At 61.7% G+C, this 19,019-nt stretch carries 17 protein-coding genes; 5 read left to right on the forward strand and 12 right to left on the reverse strand.

The features are described 5' to 3' along the window. Positions 1 to 56: 56 nt before the first annotated feature. Genes AC1Q6J_RS03205 through AC1Q6J_RS03220 form a run of 4 tightly spaced genes read right to left on the reverse strand, consistent with a single transcriptional unit; the run spans position 57 to position 4,772 of the window. Entirely contained in the window at positions 57 to 1,130 is a 1,074-nt protein-coding gene (locus tag AC1Q6J_RS03205) for a branched-chain amino acid ABC transporter permease (protein WP_492277888.1), read from the reverse strand. A gap of 2 nt (positions 1,131 to 1,132) precedes the next feature. Next, positions 1,133 to 2,026: a branched-chain amino acid ABC transporter permease gene (locus AC1Q6J_RS03210; RefSeq protein WP_492277889.1), complete on the reverse strand. Its 894-nt coding sequence runs from the start codon at positions 2,024 to 2,026 to the stop codon at positions 1,133 to 1,135. Continuing rightward, the gene (locus tag AC1Q6J_RS03215) at positions 2,023 to 3,954 is read right to left on the reverse strand and encodes a long-chain fatty acid--CoA ligase (protein ID WP_492277890.1); all 1,932 of its coding nucleotides are present in this window, start codon (positions 3,952 to 3,954) and stop codon (positions 2,023 to 2,025) included. The genes AC1Q6J_RS03210 and AC1Q6J_RS03215 overlap by 4 nt, the downstream gene beginning before the upstream one ends. Then, entirely contained in the window at positions 3,951 to 4,772 is an 822-nt protein-coding gene (locus tag AC1Q6J_RS03220; protein ID WP_492277891.1) for an ABC transporter ATP-binding protein, read from the reverse strand. Before AC1Q6J_RS03220 ends, AC1Q6J_RS03215 begins: the two co-directional genes overlap by 4 nt. Positions 4,773 to 5,101: 329 nt before the next feature. On the opposite strand from AC1Q6J_RS03220, the gene AC1Q6J_RS03225 reads away from it, so the two are divergent. Then, on the forward strand, positions 5,102 to 5,776 hold the full coding sequence (locus tag AC1Q6J_RS03225) for a Crp/Fnr family transcriptional regulator (protein WP_492277892.1): 675 nt from the start codon (positions 5,102 to 5,104) through the stop codon (positions 5,774 to 5,776). 53 nt (positions 5,777 to 5,829) lie between these two features. Here the strand turns inward: AC1Q6J_RS03225 and AC1Q6J_RS03230 are convergent, their stop codons facing one another. The 5 genes from AC1Q6J_RS03230 to AC1Q6J_RS03250 form a co-directional block, all read right to left on the reverse strand. Continuing rightward, complete coding sequence (locus AC1Q6J_RS03230; protein WP_492277893.1) at positions 5,830 to 6,525, reverse strand: ABC transporter ATP-binding protein; 696 nt, start codon at positions 6,523 to 6,525, stop codon at positions 5,830 to 5,832. Further along, positions 6,525 to 7,277 (reverse strand): ABC transporter ATP-binding protein, encoded by a 753-nt coding sequence (locus AC1Q6J_RS03235; protein ID WP_492277894.1) that lies wholly within the window; start codon positions 7,275 to 7,277, stop codon positions 6,525 to 6,527. Before AC1Q6J_RS03235 ends, AC1Q6J_RS03230 begins: the two co-directional genes overlap by 1 nt. 174 nt (positions 7,278 to 7,451) lie before the next feature. Next, positions 7,452 to 8,747, reverse strand: coding sequence for a branched-chain amino acid ABC transporter permease (locus tag AC1Q6J_RS03240; RefSeq protein ID WP_492277895.1), 1,296 nt, complete (start codon positions 8,745 to 8,747; stop codon positions 7,452 to 7,454). Further along, complete coding sequence (locus AC1Q6J_RS03245; protein WP_492277896.1) at positions 8,744 to 9,691, reverse strand: branched-chain amino acid ABC transporter permease; 948 nt, start codon at positions 9,689 to 9,691, stop codon at positions 8,744 to 8,746. The genes AC1Q6J_RS03240 and AC1Q6J_RS03245 overlap by 4 nt, the downstream gene beginning before the upstream one ends. 104 nt (positions 9,692 to 9,795) lie before the next feature. Then, positions 9,796 to 11,028, reverse strand: a complete 1,233-nt coding sequence (locus AC1Q6J_RS03250; protein WP_492277897.1) for a branched-chain amino acid ABC transporter substrate-binding protein — start codon at positions 11,026 to 11,028, stop codon at positions 9,796 to 9,798. A gap of 380 nt (positions 11,029 to 11,408) precedes the next feature. Between AC1Q6J_RS03250 and fcl the strand changes: the two genes are divergently transcribed. From fcl to AC1Q6J_RS03265, 3 genes are all read left to right on the forward strand, one after another. Continuing rightward, positions 11,409 to 12,356 carry a GDP-L-fucose synthase gene (fcl, locus tag AC1Q6J_RS03255; RefSeq protein ID WP_492277898.1) on the forward strand — a complete coding sequence of 316 codons (948 nt, stop codon included), beginning with the start codon at positions 11,409 to 11,411 and terminating at the stop codon, positions 12,354 to 12,356. Between the two features lie 94 nt (positions 12,357 to 12,450). Next, positions 12,451 to 12,870 carry a DUF1810 domain-containing protein gene (locus AC1Q6J_RS03260; RefSeq protein ID WP_492277899.1) on the forward strand — a complete coding sequence of 140 codons (420 nt, stop codon included), beginning with the start codon at positions 12,451 to 12,453 and terminating at the stop codon, positions 12,868 to 12,870. A gap of 26 nt (positions 12,871 to 12,896) precedes the next feature. Next, positions 12,897 to 13,346 (forward strand): secondary thiamine-phosphate synthase enzyme YjbQ, encoded by a 450-nt coding sequence (locus AC1Q6J_RS03265; RefSeq protein WP_492277900.1) that lies wholly within the window; start codon positions 12,897 to 12,899, stop codon positions 13,344 to 13,346. A gap of 229 nt (positions 13,347 to 13,575) precedes the next feature. Here AC1Q6J_RS03265 and AC1Q6J_RS03270 read toward each other — a convergent pair whose 3' ends face one another. Both AC1Q6J_RS03270 and AC1Q6J_RS03275 read right to left on the reverse strand, forming a co-directional pair. Beyond that, positions 13,576 to 16,041 (reverse strand): CaiB/BaiF CoA-transferase family protein, encoded by a 2,466-nt coding sequence (locus AC1Q6J_RS03270; RefSeq protein WP_492277901.1) that lies wholly within the window; start codon positions 16,039 to 16,041, stop codon positions 13,576 to 13,578. A 324-nt stretch (positions 16,042 to 16,365) separates the two neighbouring features. Continuing rightward, positions 16,366 to 17,208, reverse strand: a complete 843-nt coding sequence (locus tag AC1Q6J_RS03275; RefSeq protein WP_492277902.1) for a uroporphyrinogen-III synthase — start codon at positions 17,206 to 17,208, stop codon at positions 16,366 to 16,368. 388 nt (positions 17,209 to 17,596) lie between these two features. On the opposite strand from AC1Q6J_RS03275, the gene purU reads away from it, so the two are divergent. Then, positions 17,597 to 18,460, forward strand: a complete 864-nt coding sequence (purU, locus tag AC1Q6J_RS03280; RefSeq protein WP_492277903.1) for a formyltetrahydrofolate deformylase — start codon at positions 17,597 to 17,599, stop codon at positions 18,458 to 18,460. 35 nt (positions 18,461 to 18,495) lie between these two features. Here the strand turns inward: purU and AC1Q6J_RS03285 are convergent, their stop codons facing one another. Then, positions 18,496 to 18,954, reverse strand: a complete 459-nt coding sequence (locus tag AC1Q6J_RS03285; RefSeq protein ID WP_492277904.1) for a baeRF12 domain-containing protein — start codon at positions 18,952 to 18,954, stop codon at positions 18,496 to 18,498. Positions 18,955 to 19,019 lie beyond the last annotated feature (65 nt).

A 19,019-nucleotide genomic window follows, 5' to 3' on the forward strand; every position in this document is an offset into this window, starting at 1 on the left:
AGCGTAATCCTCCGGTTTCCTCTCGAGGTCTTCTTATTGTCTGTCCCGTTCCGACCTCAATGCGAGAACGGGTAGAGTTTCCAGTAAGCCTTGATTTGCCGCCACCGGTGAGCAAGCCCATCCGGCTCGAAGATCAAAAAGATGATGATGATGACGCCGATGGCCATCTCGCGCAAGAAAGCGATGTTGTTCTTGAGTCCCAGGGCATGATCGATCGAGCTGCCGCTGAGCGCCGCGCTGATCCATTCCATCGATTCCGGCAGCAGCACCATGAAAGCGGTGCCGAGCAATGTGCCCATGATCGAGCCGATGCCGCCGATGATGATCATGGCGAGGAAGATGATCGAGCGGTCGATGCCGAAGCCTTCGTTGGAAACGACCTGATTGTAGTGAGCGTAGAGCGCGCCGCCGACGCCGGCGAAAAATGCAGCCAATCCGAACGAAAGCGTGCGGTATTTGGTGAGGTTGATGCCCATGATTTCGGCGGACAGGTAGTGATCGCGCACCGCCACCAGCGCGCGTCCGTCGCGCGTGCGCATCAGATTGGTCACCAGTAGGTAGCAGACGATCACGTAAGCCAGCACGACGTAGAAATATTGACGGTCGCCGCGCAGGGTCTTGCCGAAGATCGAGAACGCCTCCGCATGCGCGGGCACGCTGCCGCCGGTGAACCACTCGGCGCGCGAGAAGAAGTCGAGCAGGATGAACTGCGCCGCCAGTGTCGCGATCGCGAGATAGAGTCCCTTCAGCCGCGCGGCGGGGAGGCCGAAGATCAGGCCGACCAGCGCGGTGATGAGGCCCGAGAGCGGAATGGCGAAGAACACCGGGACATGGAGCTTGCTCGAGATGTAGGCCGAGGTGAACGCGCCGAAGCCGAAGAAGGCGGCGTGGCCGATGGAGATCTGCCCGGTAAAGCCGACCACGATGTTGAGGCCGAGCGCGGCGATGCCGAAGATGCCGATCTGGATCAGCAGGCTGAGGCTGTATTCGTTCAGCACATAGGGCGCAAAACAGATCAGCACGATGCCGAGGATCATCATGTTCCGGCTGGTGGTTGTCGGAAACACGGTGGTGTCCGCCGCGTAAGTCGTGCGGTAGTCGCCTGCGGGGAGGAGGGTCTGGCCTGCCATGATCAGATACGCTCGATGTCTTTGGTGCCGAACAGGCCGTAAGGCTTGATCATCAGAATAATGATGAGGGCGTAGAACGGTGCGATCTCGAACAGATTGCCCCAGTGCAGATATTCGCTGTCGACGAAGTGCGCGAGGTTCTCGAGCAGCCCGATGATGACGCCGCCGACCACAGCGCCACCGACGCTATCGAGGCCGCCAAGGATCGCAGCCGGAAACACCTTGATGCCATAAGCCGAGAGGCCTGCCGATACGCCATTGACCACGGCGACGACAACGCCGGCCACCGCGGACACCGTGGCGGAAATCGCCCAGGCCATCGCGAATACGCTTTTCACCGAAATGCCGAGCGACTGCGCGACCTGCTGGTTGAACGCGGTGGCGCGCATCGCAAGGCCGTACTTCGAGACCTTGAAGAACCACGCCATGCCGCCCATCATCGCCACCGAGACCGCGAGGCTGAGGATGTAGACGGTCTGCACCTGCATCCCGAAGACATTGACCAACTGGGTGTTGAAGATGCGCGGAAACGGCTGCAGGTTGACACCGAATATCCATTTCATCAGCGCCGAGAACACCGTGGACAGCGCAATGGTCACCATGATGACGGAAATGATCGGCTCGCCGATCATCGGGCGCAGGATCACGAGCTGGATCGCGATGCCGAACAGGAACATGAACACCAGCGTGATCGGCATGCCGAGATAGAACGGCACCTGATATTTCGTCAGCAGCCACCAGCACACCCATGCGCCGATCAGCAGCAGTTCGCCCTGCGCGAAGTTCACAACCTGGGTGGCCTTGTAGATCAGCACGAACGACATCGCGACGACGCCGTAGAGCGTACCGACCACCAGGCCGTTGATGAGAAGTTGGATCAGAAGCTGGGTGTTCACTCGGCCGCCTCCGCCGTCCTGTTTCGCGTTCCAAGGTCGATCACCGGCAGGGTGCAGCGGATGCGCTGGGTGGTGCCGTCCTGGAAGCGGATCACGGTGTCGATGTCGATGTCGGGCTTGTCGCCGTAGATCGCGTTGATGATGTCGCTGTACTTCTCGTTGATGACGGTGCGGCGGACCTTGCGGGTGCGGGTTAGTTCGCCGTCGTCGGCATCGAGCTCCTTGTAGAGCAGCAGGAATTTGGAGATGCGTTGCGCCGGCGGCAGCGTGGCGTTGACCGCTTCGACCTCCTTGCGCAGCAACTCGTAGGTTTCCGGCCGCGAGGAGAGGTCGGTGTAGGTGGTGAAGGAAAGCCGGTTCTTCTCCGCCCACTTCGAGACAATGGAGAAGCGGATGCAGAGCATGGCTGCGAGATAGTCGCGCCCGTCGCCCAGCACCACGGCTTCGGCGACATAGGGCGAGAACTTCAGCTTGTTCTCGATGTATTGCGGCGAGAAGCGGTCGCCGCGTGAGGTTTGCGCCAGATCCTTGATGCGGTCGATGACCACGAGCTGCTTTGCCTTGTTGAAGTAGCCAGCGTCGCCGGAATGCATCCAGCCGTCGCGCATGTCGACGGCGGTCGCGGCTTCGTTCTTGTAGTAACCGGAGAACATGTTCGGATGGCGCACCACGATCTCGCCGACGCCGTTGACGTCGGGATCGCGGATTTCGATCTCGATACTCTCCGCCATCGAAACGCCGGTGGTGTCGGGATCGACCTCATCGGGCTTGTGCAGCGTGAACGCGCCGAGCGTTTCGGTCTGGCCGTAAAGTGTGCGCAGCGGCACGCCCATGGCGCGGAAGAATTTGAACGTATCCGGGCCGAGCGCCGCGCCGCCGGTCGCCGCGGAGCGCAGCCGCGAAAAGCCGAGACGGTCGCGCAGTGCGCGGAACAGAAGCGTATCGGCCAGCGCCGAATGCCTGCCCTCGGCAAGCGCGGCAAGACCGGATTTCATTCCGACATCGTAAAGCCGCTGCTTGAGCGGCGAAGAGTCCATCACACGGGCGCGGACGTCGGCGGCGATGGCTTCCCAGATGCGCGGCGCGAACAGCACGAAGGTCGGCGCGATCTCGCGGAAGTCGTTCATCATGGTGTCCGGCTCTTCGACGAAGTTGATTTTCATCCGCGAGAGCAGGCCTTTGCCGAGCGCGTAGACCTGCTCCATGATCCAGGGCAGGGGCAGCACCGAGACGTATTCGTCGTCCGGGCCCTTTGGGTCGAAGGCGAGGTAGTTCGCGCAGTGGCTCAGCACACGGCCCGCCGCCAGCATGGCGAGCTTGGGATTCGACGTGGTGCCCGACGTGGTGCAGAGAATGGCGACGTCATCGCCCTTGGTCGTGTCCACCAGTCGATCGTAAAGCTGCGGCTCGCGCGCGGCGCGTTCGCGGCCCATTTTCGCCAGTGTGTCGGCGTCGATCAGGCGCGAATCCTCGTATTTGCGCATGCCGCGCGGATCGGAATAGACGATGTGTTTGAGATGCGGCGCGCGGTCGCCGAGCTCGAGCAGCTTGTCGACCTGCTCTTCGTCGTCGGCGAACACGATCTTGGTCTCGCCGTAGGTCAAGAGATACAGCACTTCCTCGGGCAGCGACTCGCGATACATGCCGAGCGACATGCCACCGATGGCGTGGGCCGCGATTTCGGCGGCCACCCAGTCCGGCCGGTTGTCGCCGATGATGCCAATCACGTCGCCGCGCTTGATGCCGAGCTCGGCTATGCCAAGTGTGAAATCGCGCACGCGGTTCTGATAATCGTTCCAGGTGAAGACGCGCCAGAGACCGAAATCCTTTTCGCGCAACGCGATCTCATTGCCGTGTTCCCTGGCATTGAGACGCAGCATTTTCGGATAGGTGTCGGCCTGGGCGACGCGGCCTGCATAATCCATCATGCCGAGGCCTCCGCGACAGGAATGGTATCGTCGAGGGCGTCGAGGACTTCGTCTTCCTCGCCGAGATAGGCCTTCTTCACATGCGGATCGTCCAGCACGTCGGCGGGCAGGCCTTCCGCGATCTTGCGGCCGAAATCCAGTACCGTGACGCGATGGGAGATATCCATCACCACGCCCATGTCGTGCTCGATCATCATCACCGTCATCCCGTACTCTTCATTGAGATCGACGATGTAGCGGGCCATGTCTTCCTTCTCCTCGAAATTCATGCCGGCCATCGGCTCGTCGAGGAGGATCAGTTTCGGCTCCAGCGCCATGGCGCGCGCGAGTTCGACGCGCTTGCGCAGGCCGTAGGAGAGGGTGCCCGCGGTCGCCTTGCGCACCGACTGGAGGTCGAGGAAGTCGATGATCTCTTCCACCTTGCGGCGGTGCTGGAGTTCCTCGCGCCGCGCGCCGGTCAGCCAGTACAGCGAGCCGGTGATGAAATTGTTTTTCAAGAGGTGGTGCCGGCCGACCATGATGTTGTCGAGCACGGTCATGTGGTGGAACAGCGCCAAATTCTGGAACGTGCGGCCGATGCCGAGCGCGGCACGCGCATTCGGCTTCAGCCCCGTGATGTCGCGGCCCTGATAGAAAAGCTGTCCTTCGGTCGGGGTGTAGCGGCCGGAGACGCAGTTGACGATCGAGGTCTTGCCGGCGCCGTTGGGGCCGATGATCGAAAACAGTTCGCCTTCATTCACGCCGAAGCTCACGTCGGTCAGGGCGCGCACGCCACCGAACCGCAATGAGACCCCCCGCACCTCCAATGCGTAAGTCACTCAATTCCTCCCAGATACGGCGCTTGGCGCGCTCTTTATCTATGGTCCGATACCATGGACCCGATCCTATACCGGGGGGCCCTGGCAAGCCATTCTACTATTGATGTTTTGCGCCACCTGACATTCGTAAAAGTGCCCGCGAAGAGTATATGACGAATGTCAGAACTGGATCACTGGACGCTTTTGACCCAGCCGTCATTACGGCAAACCGCGACACCGAAATGTCTTGTGCCTGACAATTCATTGGGCAATTTCACCGTGCGCGCGGTATACCAAAGGGCATTATGTCGCGTCGCAACATTGGACGACGTGAGGGGCGATCGACAAGCATGGTTTCTTCCGAATATCTCAGGCGCATCGCGGTCTGGTCGCGCGAACTGAACGAGCGGGAGATCGATGTCGCCCGCGCCGGCATCACAGAGAGGTCGTTCGGCGCGAGCGAATTCATCTGCATGCGCGGGGATCACTTCGAATACTGGATGGGTGTGGTGACCGGACTGGTGCGGATTGGCACCGGCTCGCGCGACGGCAAGGCCGTCAGTTTCACCGGCATGACCAACGGCGCGTGGTTCGGCGAGGGAACCGTTCTCAAGAACGAGGCGAGGCGTTATGACGCGGTGGCCCTGCGCGATACGCGCCTGGCGCTGATGGACCGCGCGACCTTCGTCTGGCTGTTCGAGAACAGCGTGGCCTTCAATCGTTTTCTGGTGGGGCTGCTGAACGAGCGTCTCGGCCAGTTCATGGGTCTGGTTGAATATGGCCGGATGCTGGATGCGAAAGCGCGCCTCGCGCGCTCAATCGCCTCGCTGTTCAATCCGATCCTCTATCCGGACCACACGCGTCATCTGGATATCACGCAGGAGGAGCTTGGAGCCATCTCCGGCATCTCGCGGCAGAACGCCAATCAATGCCTCAAGACGCTGGAAAAGGAAGGGTTGCTGCGGCTTGAATACGGCGGGGTGACCGTGGTCGATCTGGAACGGCTGCGCGGGTACGGGGAGTAACTCCCTCTCCCCGCGATCGGGGAGAGGTGAGGTCGTCTGAATCGATATACCGATTAAACCTCCAGCCATTCCTTGCGGATGGCCTGATTGGCCTTGAGATCAGCCGGGGTGCCCTCGAACACGATTCGTCCATGGCCCATGACGTAGAGGCGGTGGGAGATACGCATCGCGATGGAAAGCTTCTGCTCAACGAGAAGGATCGCCACGCCGCGCTTGGCGATTTCCGCGATGAGGTCGCCGACCTGATGCACGATCAGCGGCGCGAGACCCTCGGTCGGCTCGTCGATCATGATGAGTTCGGGATCGCCCATCAGCGTGCGGCAGATGGTCAGCATCTGTTTCTCGCCGCCGGAGAGCACGCCCGCCGCTGTGTCGGCGCGCTCCTTCAGGTTCGGGAACATGTCGAGCATGTCCTCGAGCTTCCACTTGCCTGGATGCTTGGGGTCCTTCACGCCGAGCAGCAGATTCTGCCGCACAGTGAGGCCGGGGAAGATGTCGCGATGCTCGGGGACATAACCGAGCCCGAGATGCGCGATCCGGTAGCTCGGCAGCCCGGCGATCTCCTTGCCCTTGAACTTGATGGTTCCGTGCGGCGGCACTTCGCCCATGATCGCCTTGACCGTGGTCGAGCGTCCGACGCCGTTGCGCCCGAGCAGGCTGACGACTTCGCCGGCGCCGATATGCATATCGACGCCCTGAAGGATGTGGCTTTTGCCGTAATAGGCGTGCAGGTCGTGGACTTCCAGCATCAGGCAGCTTCCTCGCCCAGATAGGCTTCCTTGACCTTCGGACTGTTACGGATTTCCTCAGGCGTTCCGGACGCGATGATATGGCCGTAGACCAGCACCGAGATGCGGTCGGCGAGGCCGAACACCACGCTCATGTCGTGCTCGACGATCAGCAGCGTCTTGCCCACGGTAAGACGCCGGATCAAATCCACCGCGCGCTCGGTCTCGGCGTGACTCATGCCAGCGGTCGGCTCATCGAGCAGGATGACGTCGGCGCCGCCCGCGATGGTGATGCCGATCTCCAGCGCGCGCTGTTCGGCATAGGTCAGAAGGCCCGCCGGGACGTCCCGCCGCGAGGTGAGGCTGATGTCTTCCAGAATCCGTGCGGTGCGCTCGCGCACTTCCGGCAGCTTGTCGATGCTTTTCCAGAATGCGTACTTGTGCCCTGTCGCCCACAATACCGCGCAGCGCAGGTTTTCCCACACCGTCATGTTGGCGAAGACGTTGGTGACCTGGAAGCTGCGCGACAGGCCCCGGCGGTTGATCTCGTAGGGCGCGAGGCCGGAAATGGTCTCGCCGCGCATCAGCACGTCGCCGCTGGTCGGTGCCATATAGCCGCTGATGAGATTGAACGTGGTTGATTTGCCGGCGCCGTTCGGGCCGATCAGGGCGTGGCGTTCGCCCTGCGCGACCTTCAGATTGAGGTCGCGGATCACCTTGGTGACGCCGAAGCTCTTCTGAACGTCGCGGATTTCGATCGCGTCGGGTTTCATGTCTGCCATCATGCGGTTAGTGTCTCGTATCCGACGTTCGCCTCACCTTGCAGCGCCTTCCGAGCGAACGTCGGATACGAAAGGACACTAACAAATAATAGTTTCGCGTGATCCTTTGGTTCAGACATTCGTAAAAGTGCCTACGAAAGATGCTATACGAATGTCAGAACCGGATCACGCCTCCTTCGCACGCGCTGTGGTCAGCGCCTCATCCCAGGCCACGGCGACCCGCTTCCACGTCACGCGCGCGACGATGAAGCCGCCGACAAGCAGGACCAGTGCGAGAATCCACGTTACCGGGCTTGCGGCATTGAAAGGAATGCCGAACGCCTTGATGTTCGGATCTTCCGTCGGGTTCATCGTGTAGTGAACGACGGACTCGATGGCGAGCATCAGCCCGACCACCATCGCCAGCGTCGGCACCAGGGCGATGGCATAGGACGGCAGAACCTTGCCGAGCGTACCGCCCCTGACGAGAGGACGGTGCATCATCAGAAGGCCGGTGATGCCGCCGGGCGCGAACATCACCACCGCGATAAAGAACAGGCCAAAGTAGAGCTGCCACACCGTCGTCAGGTCGCTCAGACCGAGCGACAGGATCGTAACGAAGATCGCGCCGACGATCGGTCCGATGAAGAACCCGATGCCGCCGATATAAGCGGCGAACAGCACCGTGCCAGACTGCACCGCGCCGAGATAGGCGGAGTTCGCAATCTCGAAGTTGATGGCGGCGAGCGCGCCTGCGATGCCGGCAAAGAAGCCCGAGAAGCAGAACGCGATATAGCGGACCATATGCGGATCGTAGCCGACGAACTGCACGCGCTCCGGGTTGTCGCGCACCGCGTTACACATGCGGCCGAGCGGTGTGCGGGTGAGGGCATACATCGCGATCATGCAGATCAGCGTCCAGGCCGCCACAAGATAGTAGATCTGGATTTGCGGGCCGAAGCTCCAGCCGAAGAAGCTCAGCAGCTTGGTGCGGTTGGCGGAAATGCCGGCCTCGCCGCCGAAGAACGTCCGCAGGATTAGCGCGGAGGAGGCGACCAGTTCGGCGACGCCGAGCGAGATCATGGCGAACGCGGTACCTGAGCGTTGCGTCGAGACCCAGCCGAGCAGGATCGCAAACAGGAGGCCGGTCATTCCGCCCACCAGCGGCACCAGCGGCAGCGGGATCGCCCACTTGTTGGCGCCGATGATGTTGATGGCGTGAATGACAAGGAAGCCGCCGAGGCCGTAATAGACCGCGTGGCCGAATGACAGCATGCCGGTCTGGCCGAGCAGGATATTGTAGGACAACGCAAAGATGATCGAAATGCCGATCAGGCTGAACGTTGTCAGGGCGCCGCCGGAGCCGAAGACCTTCGGCAGCAGCAGCAAAAAGATCGCGACAGCGGCCCAGAGTCCGTAGAACTTGAGATTGTCGGCGGCGGTCGGCGGCGGCGGCGCGACGCGTGCGGTGATATCGCTCATGTTTCACGCGTCCCTAAAAGACCCATCGGACGGAACGCCAGGATCAGCACCAGCAGCACATAGGGCATGATCGGCGCGATCTGCGCCACGGTGACGTTCCAGATGTCAGCCAGCCAGGTCGAGGACCAGGCGGGGCTCAGCGGACCGAACACTTCGGAGAGTGAGCCGTTCATCGAGACCGCGAAGGTCTGCACGAGGCCGATCAGCAGCGAGGCGAGGAACGCGCCCGGCAGGGAGCCGAGTCCGCCGACCACCACGACCACGAACAGGATTGGCCCAAGAAGTCCCGCCATGCTCGACTGGGTCACCAGCGCGGGGCCGGCAATGACCCCTGCGACGGCGGCGAGCGCGGTGCCGACGCCGAACACCAGCATGAAGATGCGTCCGACATTATGCCCGAGGTGACCGACCATATGCGGATGGGTCAGCGCCGCCTGCACAATCATGCCAACGCGCGTCTTCTTCAGCGCGATCAGGAGGCCGATGAAGATGGCGACCGAAACCAGCAGCATGAACATCTTGTAGGCGGGATAGTTGGTCGAAAAAATCGTGAACGCTGGAAAGTTCAAGGCCTCGGGCACGCGAAAATCGACCGGGCTCTTGCCCCAGATGATCTGCACGACCTCTTCGATGGCGAAGGCCAGCCCGAACGTGAACAGCAGCTCGGCGACGTGGCCATTGCGGTGAACCTGCCGCAGGCCGTAGCGCTCAACGCCGGCGCCGATGATTCCCGCAAGTATCGGCGCGATCAGCAGCGCAGGCCAGAACCCGAACCACCGGCTGATCTGGAATCCGAAGAAAGCGCCAAGCATATAGAAGCTCGCATGCGCGAAGTTCAACACGCCGAGCATGCTGAATATGACGGTGAGACCGCTCGCCATCAGAAACAGCAGCATCCCGAACAGGACGCCGTTCAGCGTGGAAATAACAATAAGTTCTAGCACGACCCCAGCACTCCCCCCGGATACGTGAAGGTCTCGTGTTCACCCCGGCGCGGGCCGGGGCGAACACAGTTGGTTGGCGAAAGAAGCCAGTTTGCAGCGACCGCTTACGGACGGGTCATCTTGCAGGTGGTGGGCAGCATGGTCTGCGGGGTGTCGATCTTGGCGGCACCCTTCCAGCCCCAGCCGGTCTTTTCCTCGTCGAACGGCTCCTTGTTCTTCAGTTCGCCGAACTGCGCGATGTACATCGGCTGGAAGAACTGGTGATCGTCCTTGCGCATGGTGCCGTCGCCGCCGTTGAAGACATCAAACTTCATGCCTTCGAGGGCTGCGGCGACCTTGACGGGGTCAACCGACTTGGCCTTTTCAGCCGCGAGCGCGAACATCCGCATCTGGTTGACGGCGCGCGGATAGAACAGGCTGAAGCCGTACTTGTCGCGCAGCGCCTTTTCGAACGCCATCGACGATTTGTGGTCGATGTTGGCGTAGCCTTCCGCGATCTGGAACACCTGGTCGTTCAGGTTGCCCTGCTTGATCGCGGTCGGGCCGCCCGTGCCGCCCGCATAGTAAGTGTACCAGTTCACCTTCAGGCCGGAGTCTGCCGCCGCCTTCAGCAGCAAGGCGAAGTCCTGGCCCCAGTTGCCGGTGATGACGCTGTCCGCTCCCGATGCCTTGATCTTCGCGATGTAGGGCGAGAAGTCCTGGATCTTCAGCAGCGGATGCTTTTCGTCACCGACGATCTGGATGTCGGGACGCTTGGCCTTGAGCATCGCGAGGGCCGCGGTGCGGACCGATTCGCCGAACGAGTAGTCCTGATTGATCAGGTAGATCTTCTTCACCGACGGCTGGGTCTTCATGTAGTTGGTCAGCGCTTCCATCTTGATGTCGGAGTTCGCATCCCAGCGGAAGTGCCAGTAGCTGCACTTGTCGTTCGTGAAGCTCGGATCGACCGCGGCATAGTTGAAGTACAGCACTTCCTTGCCGGGGTTGCGTTCGTTGTACTTGTTGACGAAGTCGATCAGCGCGCCCGCCACCGACGAACCGTTACCCTGGGTGAGGTAGCGAATGCCGGAATCGATCGCCTTCTGCGCCTGGATCAGGCTTTCCTGCGGGTTGACCTTGTTATCGAACGGGACGATCTCGACCTTCTTGCCGCCGATGCCGCCCTTGGCGTTCACTTCGTCGGCGAGGAACTGGAAGGTCTTCAGGCCGATTTCGCCGACGCTGGCGCCGCCGCCGGACAGCGGATCGATATAGGCAATCTTCAAAGTGTCCTGCGCCATTGCCGCGCCGCCCAGCATGGGAAGCATGACGGCCGCAGCCATGATTAATTTACGCATTTTCATCTCCCTAAATTCTCTTTGAGAACGGCCTGTTTTGATTGGGCGGCCAAGATTAATCTAAAGATCTTGATCTCGAGATTTTGATCTTGTGCCGTCCGCGGCCATTTCGTGCGGCGGATTGTGGTCCAAGGGCCCGCAGGCCGCAAGCCCCGGTCTTGGGCAGGATGGAGAATGCTTAATTTGCCGATCCCGGCGCGAACGTGATAGGGCCCTCGAACCGTTCGTCCGGCGGCCACGGCCAACATGCGCACGATTGCGCTCGGTGAGAGTTGTATTTTTCACCGAACTGCTCTTTGGTGATTTTCGGGGACGGGGATTTTGTATGCCAGTGTTGATGAAAGAGTTGCGGCCCGCCGGGTCGCGGTTTGGGGTTGCCGATGGCTGCCCTGCCGTTTGATCTGAAAGGCAAGCGCGTTTTTGTGGCAGGCCATCGGGGGATGGTCGGCGGCGCCCTGGTGCGCCGGCTTGCACGCGAAAACGTCGAGATCCTCACCGTTTCCCGCAGCGAACTCGATCTGCTGGATCAGACGGCGACCAACCGCTGGTTTGCGGCGATGCGTCCACAGGTTGTATTTCATGCCGCGGCGAAGGTCGGCGGTATTGTCGCAAATAACACCCTGCGCGCGGAATTCATCTACGAGAATCTGTTGATCGCGACCAACGTCATCCATGCCGCTCATGTGCAGGGTGTCGAAAAGCTGCTGTTTCTCGGATCTTCCTGTATCTATCCGAAACTGGCGCCGCAGCCGCTCCGCGAGGATTCGCTGCTGACGGGTACGCTCGAGCCGACCAACGAACCCTACGCGATCGCCAAGATCGCCGGCGTCAAGATGGCGGAGGCCTACCGCGATCAGTACGGCAGCGACTTCATCAGTATCATGCCCACCAATCTTTACGGTCCCGGCGATAACTATCATCCCGAATACAGCCACGTTGTCGCCGCGCTGATTCGCCGCTTTCACGAAGCCAGGGAATCTGGTGCGCCTGAAGTCGTGGTGTGGGGCACGGGCACCCCGCGGCGCGAGTTTCTCTATGTCGATGACATGGCCGATGCGTCGATCCACCTGATGAAAAACTATTCCGACGGCGGTCTTATCAATGTCGGCTCCGGCGAGGATATTTCCATTGCCGACTTTGCGCGCGTCGTTGCCCGGACCGTTGGCTACACCGGTGAGATCGTGTTCGACACGTCAAAACCGGACGGGACACCGCGCAAGCTGCTCGATGTTGGCAAGCTCGCCAGGCTCGGATGGCAGGCCTCGACCTCGCTCGAGGACGGCATGAAACTCGCCTACCGGGCCTACTTGAACGAGCGGTCTCCATAGTCCGCTCAGACCGGGACGGCCTTCTTTCGCAGAGCGAAACGGGGCGGCCGATGACATCGCTCGCTGGCTGCTTATCTGTCCTGCATGGCCGGCGATGAGTAACACCTACGATCTTCAGCGATTTGTCGAGGCCCAGCAGCCGGTCTATCCGCGCGTGGTGTCGGAGCTACGCGCGGGGCGAAAACAGAGCCATTGGATATGGTTCATTTTTCCGCAGATCGAAGGCCTCGGGCACAGCGCGATGGCGCAGCGATACGCCATCGGTTCGCGCGCTGAGGCGGTGGCGTATCTGGAGCACCCGGTGCTCGGTGCGCGGCTTCTTGAGTGCGTGCGGCTGGTGAATGCAGTCGCAGGCAAGGACATTCACACGATTTTGGGAGCGCCCGACGACATGAAATTCAAGTCGTCGATGACGCTGTTCGCCAAGGCCGCTGCCGACAATGCAGACTTCGTTGCCGCGCTCCGGAAATATTACGGAGGCGACTTCGACGGGGCGACACTTGCGCGGCTTTGAACATCTATGAAGCGAAGAAAACAGACATGAAGCAGACACCCGTTCTTTCAACCGGCGTCGAGACCATCGCCAGCGCGGTCCTCACCGTGCCGACCAGGGGCGAGGGCTTCATCGACATCACGAACGAAGTTGCGCGGTTTCTGAAGCAGACCGGCGGCAGGACGGGAGCCGTCACTCTGTTCATCCGGCATACGTCCGCATCTCTGACCATTCAGGAGAATGCCGATCCCGATGTGCTGGCGGATCTGCTTACATCGCTGCGGCGGCTCGCGCCCACCGATGGCGGCTGGCGTCACACCGTTGAAGGACCGGACGACATGCCGGCGCATATCCGAACCATGTTGACGTGCAGCAGCCTGCAAATCCCGGTTCTCGACGGCGCGCTGGCGCTCGGCACCTGGCAGGCGATCTATCTGATCGAACACCGCGCTCGGCCGCACAGCCGCGAAGTGGTGATGCAGTTCATGGGGAGTTGAACGGATCCGTTCGTCGTTGCGAGGAGCGTAAGCGACGAAGCAATCCATTTTATTGAGGATGGATTGCTTCGCTTCGCTTGCAAGGATTGCCGAACGGAATGTTCCGTCATGGCCGGGCTTGTCCCGGCCATCCACGCCTTGGTGTTTACGATAAAGGAAGACGTGGATGCCCGGCACAGGGCCGGGCAGGACGATAGAGAGTAGAGCGCCTTGCTCGTATGATCTTGACCTAGCTCGCCGCGCTCGCGGTCTTGCCGTCGGTCTTTTTCTTCCTCGGTTTCGGCAACGTCGCTTCGGTGCCTATGATCTCGTTGCGTGCAAGTTCGGCGATCTCGGCATCGCTCAATCCAAGCACCTCGCGCAGCACCTCCTCGTTGTGCTGCCCGAGCGTCGGCGCGAGATGTGTGATCGCATAGGGCAGTTCGCTGTCGCCCTCGCGATAGGCGACCGACGGCAACAGATGCGGCCCCATGAAGGGCCGGTCGCTCGGCTGCCAGTGTCCGGTCTTGAGCAGATGAGGATCGTTGGCGAGGTCCTGCGGCAGCTTGGCGATGCCTGCGGGAATGCCTGCCTTCTGCAATGTCACCATCGCGATGTCGGGGCGCACATCGGCGAGCCAGTGCCGGATCGCGACCTCGATGGAATCCTCATGCTGACGCCGTCCGTCGGCGGTGGCGAGTTCGGAATTGGCCGCGAGATCCGCGCGCCGCATCACGCTGCACAGCGCGCGCCACTCGTCATCGCTGCGCACCGCGATCGTGATCCACTGGTCGATGCCGAGGGTGGGAAAACATCCGTTCGGGACATATTGTGGATGGCGGTTGCCGATCCGCGGGCTTGTGTTGCCGGTGGCTGATTGTTCGAGGATCGAAGGCGCCACCATCGGCAGCATGCATTCCACCTGGCTGAGGTCGATATGCTGACCCTGGCCGGTATTGCGCTGGTGCATGAAGCCGAGCAGCAGCGCGGCGGCGGCGTTCAGGCCGCCGATCGGATCGCCGATCGCCGCATGCAGCATCACCGGCGGATCGTCCGGGCCGCCGGTGACCGATGGAAGTCCCGACGCCTGTTCGAGTGTCGAGCCATAGGCGCGCACGCCGCTCCATTTCCCGGTCATGCCGAAGGCGGGCATCGTCACGACCACGAGGCGCGGATTGATCTTGAGAACGTCTTCGACACCAAGGCCGAGGCGCGGCATCACGTCGGCGGCGTAGTTGTCGATCACCGCATCGGCGTCCTTCATCAGACGCTTGAGCAACGTGAGACCTGCTTCGGTGGTGAGATCCAGCGTGATGCCGCGCTTGTTGCGGTTGTTCATCTGGAACCAGTAGGTCTTCTCGTAGGTCCGTTCTTCATGATACGGCGGCCGCGTGTCGGTGCCGCGGAACCAGTCGGGATACTGGCAGGACTCCACTTTAATGATGTCCGCGCCGAGATCGCCCATCTGGCGTGTCGCGGTCGGTCCGGCCCAGCCCATGGTGAGATCGATGATGCGCAGGCCTTTCAGCGGCAGCGCATCGGTCGCGGTTGCCGCGCGCGTTACCTTGCGTTTGCGCGCGGGCAGAGCCTTCGCATCGTCCGCACCGGCCAGCGGCGCGCGTCCGTTCGGTTTCGGCTTTGAGCGCGTCAGATATTGCGGCAGCACCGGCCCTTCGAACGAAGCCGTGCCGATCTCCACCGGCCCGAACGCGCCGCGCACGCGATACACATCCTGTTCGAGCAATTCCTTCATATCGGGCACGACGGCGAGCGGAAGCCGAAGCTCGATGCCCATCTCGAACCATTCCAGCGCGGTTTTCTTCAAAAGCGCCGGTGTGATGATCGCTTTCAGCTCATCCGCATGCATGAAACGGCCGATGGTCGCCGAATACTTCGGATCGGCGCCAAGCTCGGGCATGTCGAGCATGGTGCAGAATGCGCCCCACTGTGCGGGGGTGACCACGGTAACGCCGAGCCAGCCGTGTTTGGTCTGGAAATTGCCGCTTGGATAGCCGCGGCCGAACCGGTTGATGCCGGGGCGCGGACGGGTGAAGCCGGCTTCCAGCGCAAGCCCGGTGTCGAACTCGCTGATGTGCAGCATTGCCTCAAGATTATTGACGGCAAAGCGGCGCGCGCCGTGCTCGTGTCCATAAAGACCGGCGAGGCTTGGAATGAACGCGGTCAGCCCGCCGACCACGCCGATCTGTCCGTCGCGCGGCAGCACCGGCGGGCCTTCAATGGGGCCGACAAGTTTCACGAGGCCTGCGAGGCTGCGGCACACCGAGTCGGTGGCGAGATAGTTGCGATAGGGGCCGTGTTCGCCGAACCACGAGATCGCGGTGATCGCAAGGCCGGGATCGGCCTTGCGCAGACGGTCGTGCGAGATCTGCGACGCCTTGATCTCGTCGGGATGCCGCGCGTCGAGCAGCAGATCGGCGCTGGCGAGCAGTTCGAGAATCGTGTTCGCGTCCGCTGTGTTCTCAGGATCGGCGATGATGCTTGTCTTGTTGGTGTTGAGCCACGCGAAGGCGAGGCTCTCGCGCTTGCCATCGCCCGCGTCGGCCAACGGCGGAATGCGGCGCCCGGGATCGCCGCCCCGCGGTTCGATCTTGATGACCTCCGCGCCGAAATCGGCAAACAGCTTGCCGCAATAGCCGAGCGTGTCGCCCGATCCGAGTTCAATGATGCGGAGATTGGAAAGGGGAAGTGCGGACATTTGATCCCTGTCTTTTATTGGCTTTGTTTTTTGCAGGGTGCCTGATCTGGTCCCATCGTGCAATCGCCACCGCGTCGTCCCCGCGAAAGCGGGGACCCATAGGCATCGCCCGCTAATGTCGCGTCATCCTGAGGCGCGAACCGCATCTTGCGGTGAGCCTCGAAGGATGCGTGGAGCGAAATACGGACTACGCCGCCCTCCTTCGAGGCTCGCAAGTACTCGCACCTCAGGATGACGGCTTTACTCTCAAAGCTGGTGATTATGGGTCCCCGCCTGCGCGGGGACGACATCGAATGGGTGGGGCTTCATGCGTGAAAGCCCGCCTCAAATCTTCGCCATCCGCGGCGGTGTCTTGTTCAGTTCAAGCGCCATCGCGCTGATCAGCGGCTTCATGAAAAAGGAGTCGTTGGCGGGATAGATGTCGGTGTGCAGACCATACGCTTTCAGCTCATCCGACACCACGGGACCGACCGACGCCACCGGCGTCTGCGCCAACCCGGCGCGCAGCTTGTCTTCACAGTTATGCGCGCGCGCAACGTCGATCAGGCGCCGCACCTGACCCGAACTCGTCAGCGCGATGGCGTCGACGCGGCGCGCCACCATCTCGCCAATGGCTGCGACGATATTGCCGTCCGCTGCCTCGCCGTCATAAACATAAGGCAGCACGGTTTCGACGCTCGCGCCACATGAGGCGATCGCGCCGATCAGCCTGCTGTGGTCCTTGTCGGGATAAAGCTGAAGCCCGACGCGGTGGCCTTTCAGATCCTGCTGCGCAAGCATCGCTGCGACGCCTTCCGATGTCGGCGTCTCGGTTTGCAGATTCGCCTCCAGGCCGATCTCGCGCAGCGCACGTACCGGCTTCGGGCCGCGCGCATATCTCTTCGCCTTCGCAATGGCCGCGATGAAATCCTGATCGACGCCGATGCGCCGCGCGACCTTCATCATGCGGCGCAGGCCTTCGCCGGTCATCAGGACCAGATCGTCGAACGGCCTGGCGATGAACAGCCTGATCCAGGCCTCGACCGGGGCAGGGTCCGGCGCATCATGGATGGTGAACATCGGGCATTGCAGCACGTCGGCGCCCTGTTCCTGAAGCAGCCGCGAAAACTGCGCTTCCTCGCGCGTTTCCAGAATGAGAATGCGATAACCTTCAAGCCTGCCAGCCATATGGACCTTTCATCGGGTGGCGAATGGGACGGTTCGAATTTACGGCCACATGGCGTCATGTGCCAGTCAGTTTTGCCGCGATATATGATCGTCGTCCCCGCGCAGGCGGGGACCCATGACCGATTGATATCGCGTCATCCTGAGGTGCGAGCCGCATCGTTTGCGGCGAGCCTCGAAGGATGTGTGGAACAAATGCGGATCGCGCCATCATCCTTCGAGGCTCGCAAACGCTCGCACCTCAGGATGACGGCGATCTGTTCTCAAACTCGGCGGCTGGGTCCCCGCCTGCGCGGGGACGACCCGCGAGAGATGCAATTGGCGAACGGCTATGACGGTGTTACAGGACGGTTCCATCCGCTCCTTTTTTGTCCAGTCTGAAAAATCCCCCATGTCCGCACAGCAATTCGTTCTGACCCTGTCCTGCCCGGATCGTCCCGGCATCGTGTCGGCGGTCTCCACCTTTCTGTTCGCCAACGGGCAGAACATTCTCGACGCGCAGCAATACAGCGACATCGAGACCGGCAGGTTTTTCATGCGGGTGAGCTTCGATTCTCCGGCGGCGAAAGCGGACCTGCCGACGCTTCAGGCCGGGTTTGGCGTAATGGCGAAGCCGTTCGACATGGTCTGGCAGTTGCGCGACCGCGCCGTGCAGCAGCGGGTGCTGCTGATGGTGTCGAAATTCGATCACTGCCTTGCCGACATTCTCTATCGCTGGCGGCGCGGCGAACTGCCGATGACCCCGACCGCGATCGTCTCCAACCATCCGCTGGAAACCTATGCCGGGCTCGATTTCTCAGGCATCCCGTTTCACCATCTGCCGGTGACGCGCGCGACCAAGGACGAGCAGGAAGGCGCGGTCTGGAAAATCATCCAGGACACAAAGACCGATCTCGTGGTGCTTGCGCGCTACATGCAGGTGCTGTCGGAGGATTTCGCAGGCAAGCTGTCCGGCCGCTGCATCAACATCCATCACTCGTTCCTGCCGGGGTTCAAGGGCGCCAAGCCCTACCATCAGGCGCATGAACGCGGCGTCAAGCTGATCGGCGCGACCGCGCACTACGTCACCAGCGCGCTGGATGAAGGCCCGATCATCGAGCAGGACATCGAGCGCATCAGCCATCGCGACGCGCCGGAAGATCTCGTCCGCAAGGGCGCGGACATCGAGCGCCGCGTACTCGCCCGCGCGATCCGCTATCACCTCGAGGACCGCGTGATCCTCAATGGCCTCAAGACCGTGGTGTTCACGGACTGACGCGGACGCTCGCACCTCAGGATGAGGAGCACGCGTTACGCCGCCGTGAGGCGCCGCTCGATGTCCTCGACCGGATGGCCGGTAAGGTCCTTGTCGATTTCGGCTATGATGCGGGCTTTGACGTTGGCGTCGAGCATGCGGCGCAGTTCAGCCAGCGTGCGCGGGGGCGCGGCGATCACGAAGCCCGGGATATCGCGATCGCGCGCCAGACCCTCCAGTGCGTCTGCAATGGTTCGCGCAAACCGTTGCTCTCCGATCTCGTGCCAGTCGGTCTGCTCGACGGAACTGCGGTTGTTTCCGACGCTCTGAAAGCTGCGCCCCGGCTGACCGGCGCCCTGGTCGCGCGTGGGCGGATTGTCGTTCAGAAGCACCTGCTCGGTTTTCAGGCGAATTGCGCCGCCGCCGCCATCGTTACGCAGAAAGAGCGCCTTGCGGCCGTCGCCGACAATGACGTAGGCGTTGTGAGGAATGCGGAAAAAGTCGTTTTTGGTCATGCGGACGCCTCCCATGCCTCCGAAACCAACCGTTCCCCCCGGATTTCGTTCCTGCCGGCGGTCCC

This window comes from Afipia sp. MLSD5-FHT05B12, assembly GCF_058793355.1.

What these genes read in the sequence shown, in the direction of transcription:
- AC1Q6J_RS03205 (WP_492277888.1), bottom strand. Translation starts at nt 1,130, where the DNA reads ATGGCAGGCCAGACCCTCCTCCCCGCAGGCGACTACCGCACGACTTAC.
- AC1Q6J_RS03215 (WP_492277890.1), bottom strand. Translation starts at nt 3,954, where the DNA reads ATGATGGATTATGCAGGCCGCGTCGCCCAGGCCGACACCTATCCGAAA.
- AC1Q6J_RS03225 (WP_492277892.1), top strand. Translation starts at nt 5,102, where the DNA reads ATGGTTTCTTCCGAATATCTCAGGCGCATCGCGGTCTGGTCGCGCGAA.
- AC1Q6J_RS03230 (WP_492277893.1), bottom strand. Translation starts at nt 6,525, where the DNA reads ATGCTGGAAGTCCACGACCTGCACGCCTATTACGGCAAAAGCCACATC.
- AC1Q6J_RS03235 (WP_492277894.1), bottom strand. Translation starts at nt 7,277, where the DNA reads ATGAAACCCGACGCGATCGAAATCCGCGACGTTCAGAAGAGCTTCGGC.
- AC1Q6J_RS03240 (WP_492277895.1), bottom strand. Translation starts at nt 8,747, where the DNA reads ATGAGCGATATCACCGCACGCGTCGCGCCGCCGCCGCCGACCGCCGCC.
- AC1Q6J_RS03250 (WP_492277897.1), bottom strand. Translation starts at nt 11,028, where the DNA reads ATGCGTAAATTAATCATGGCTGCGGCCGTCATGCTTCCCATGCTGGGC.
- fcl (WP_492277898.1), top strand. Translation starts at nt 11,409, where the DNA reads ATGGCTGCCCTGCCGTTTGATCTGAAAGGCAAGCGCGTTTTTGTGGCA.
- AC1Q6J_RS03260 (WP_492277899.1), top strand. Translation starts at nt 12,451, where the DNA reads ATGAGTAACACCTACGATCTTCAGCGATTTGTCGAGGCCCAGCAGCCG.
- AC1Q6J_RS03265 (WP_492277900.1), top strand. Translation starts at nt 12,897, where the DNA reads ATGAAGCAGACACCCGTTCTTTCAACCGGCGTCGAGACCATCGCCAGC.
- AC1Q6J_RS03270 (WP_492277901.1), bottom strand. Translation starts at nt 16,041, where the DNA reads ATGTCCGCACTTCCCCTTTCCAATCTCCGCATCATTGAACTCGGATCG.
- AC1Q6J_RS03275 (WP_492277902.1), bottom strand. Translation starts at nt 17,208, where the DNA reads ATGGCTGGCAGGCTTGAAGGTTATCGCATTCTCATTCTGGAAACGCGC.
- purU (WP_492277903.1), top strand. Translation starts at nt 17,597, where the DNA reads ATGTCCGCACAGCAATTCGTTCTGACCCTGTCCTGCCCGGATCGTCCC.
- AC1Q6J_RS03285 (WP_492277904.1), bottom strand. Translation starts at nt 18,954, where the DNA reads ATGACCAAAAACGACTTTTTCCGCATTCCTCACAACGCCTACGTCATT.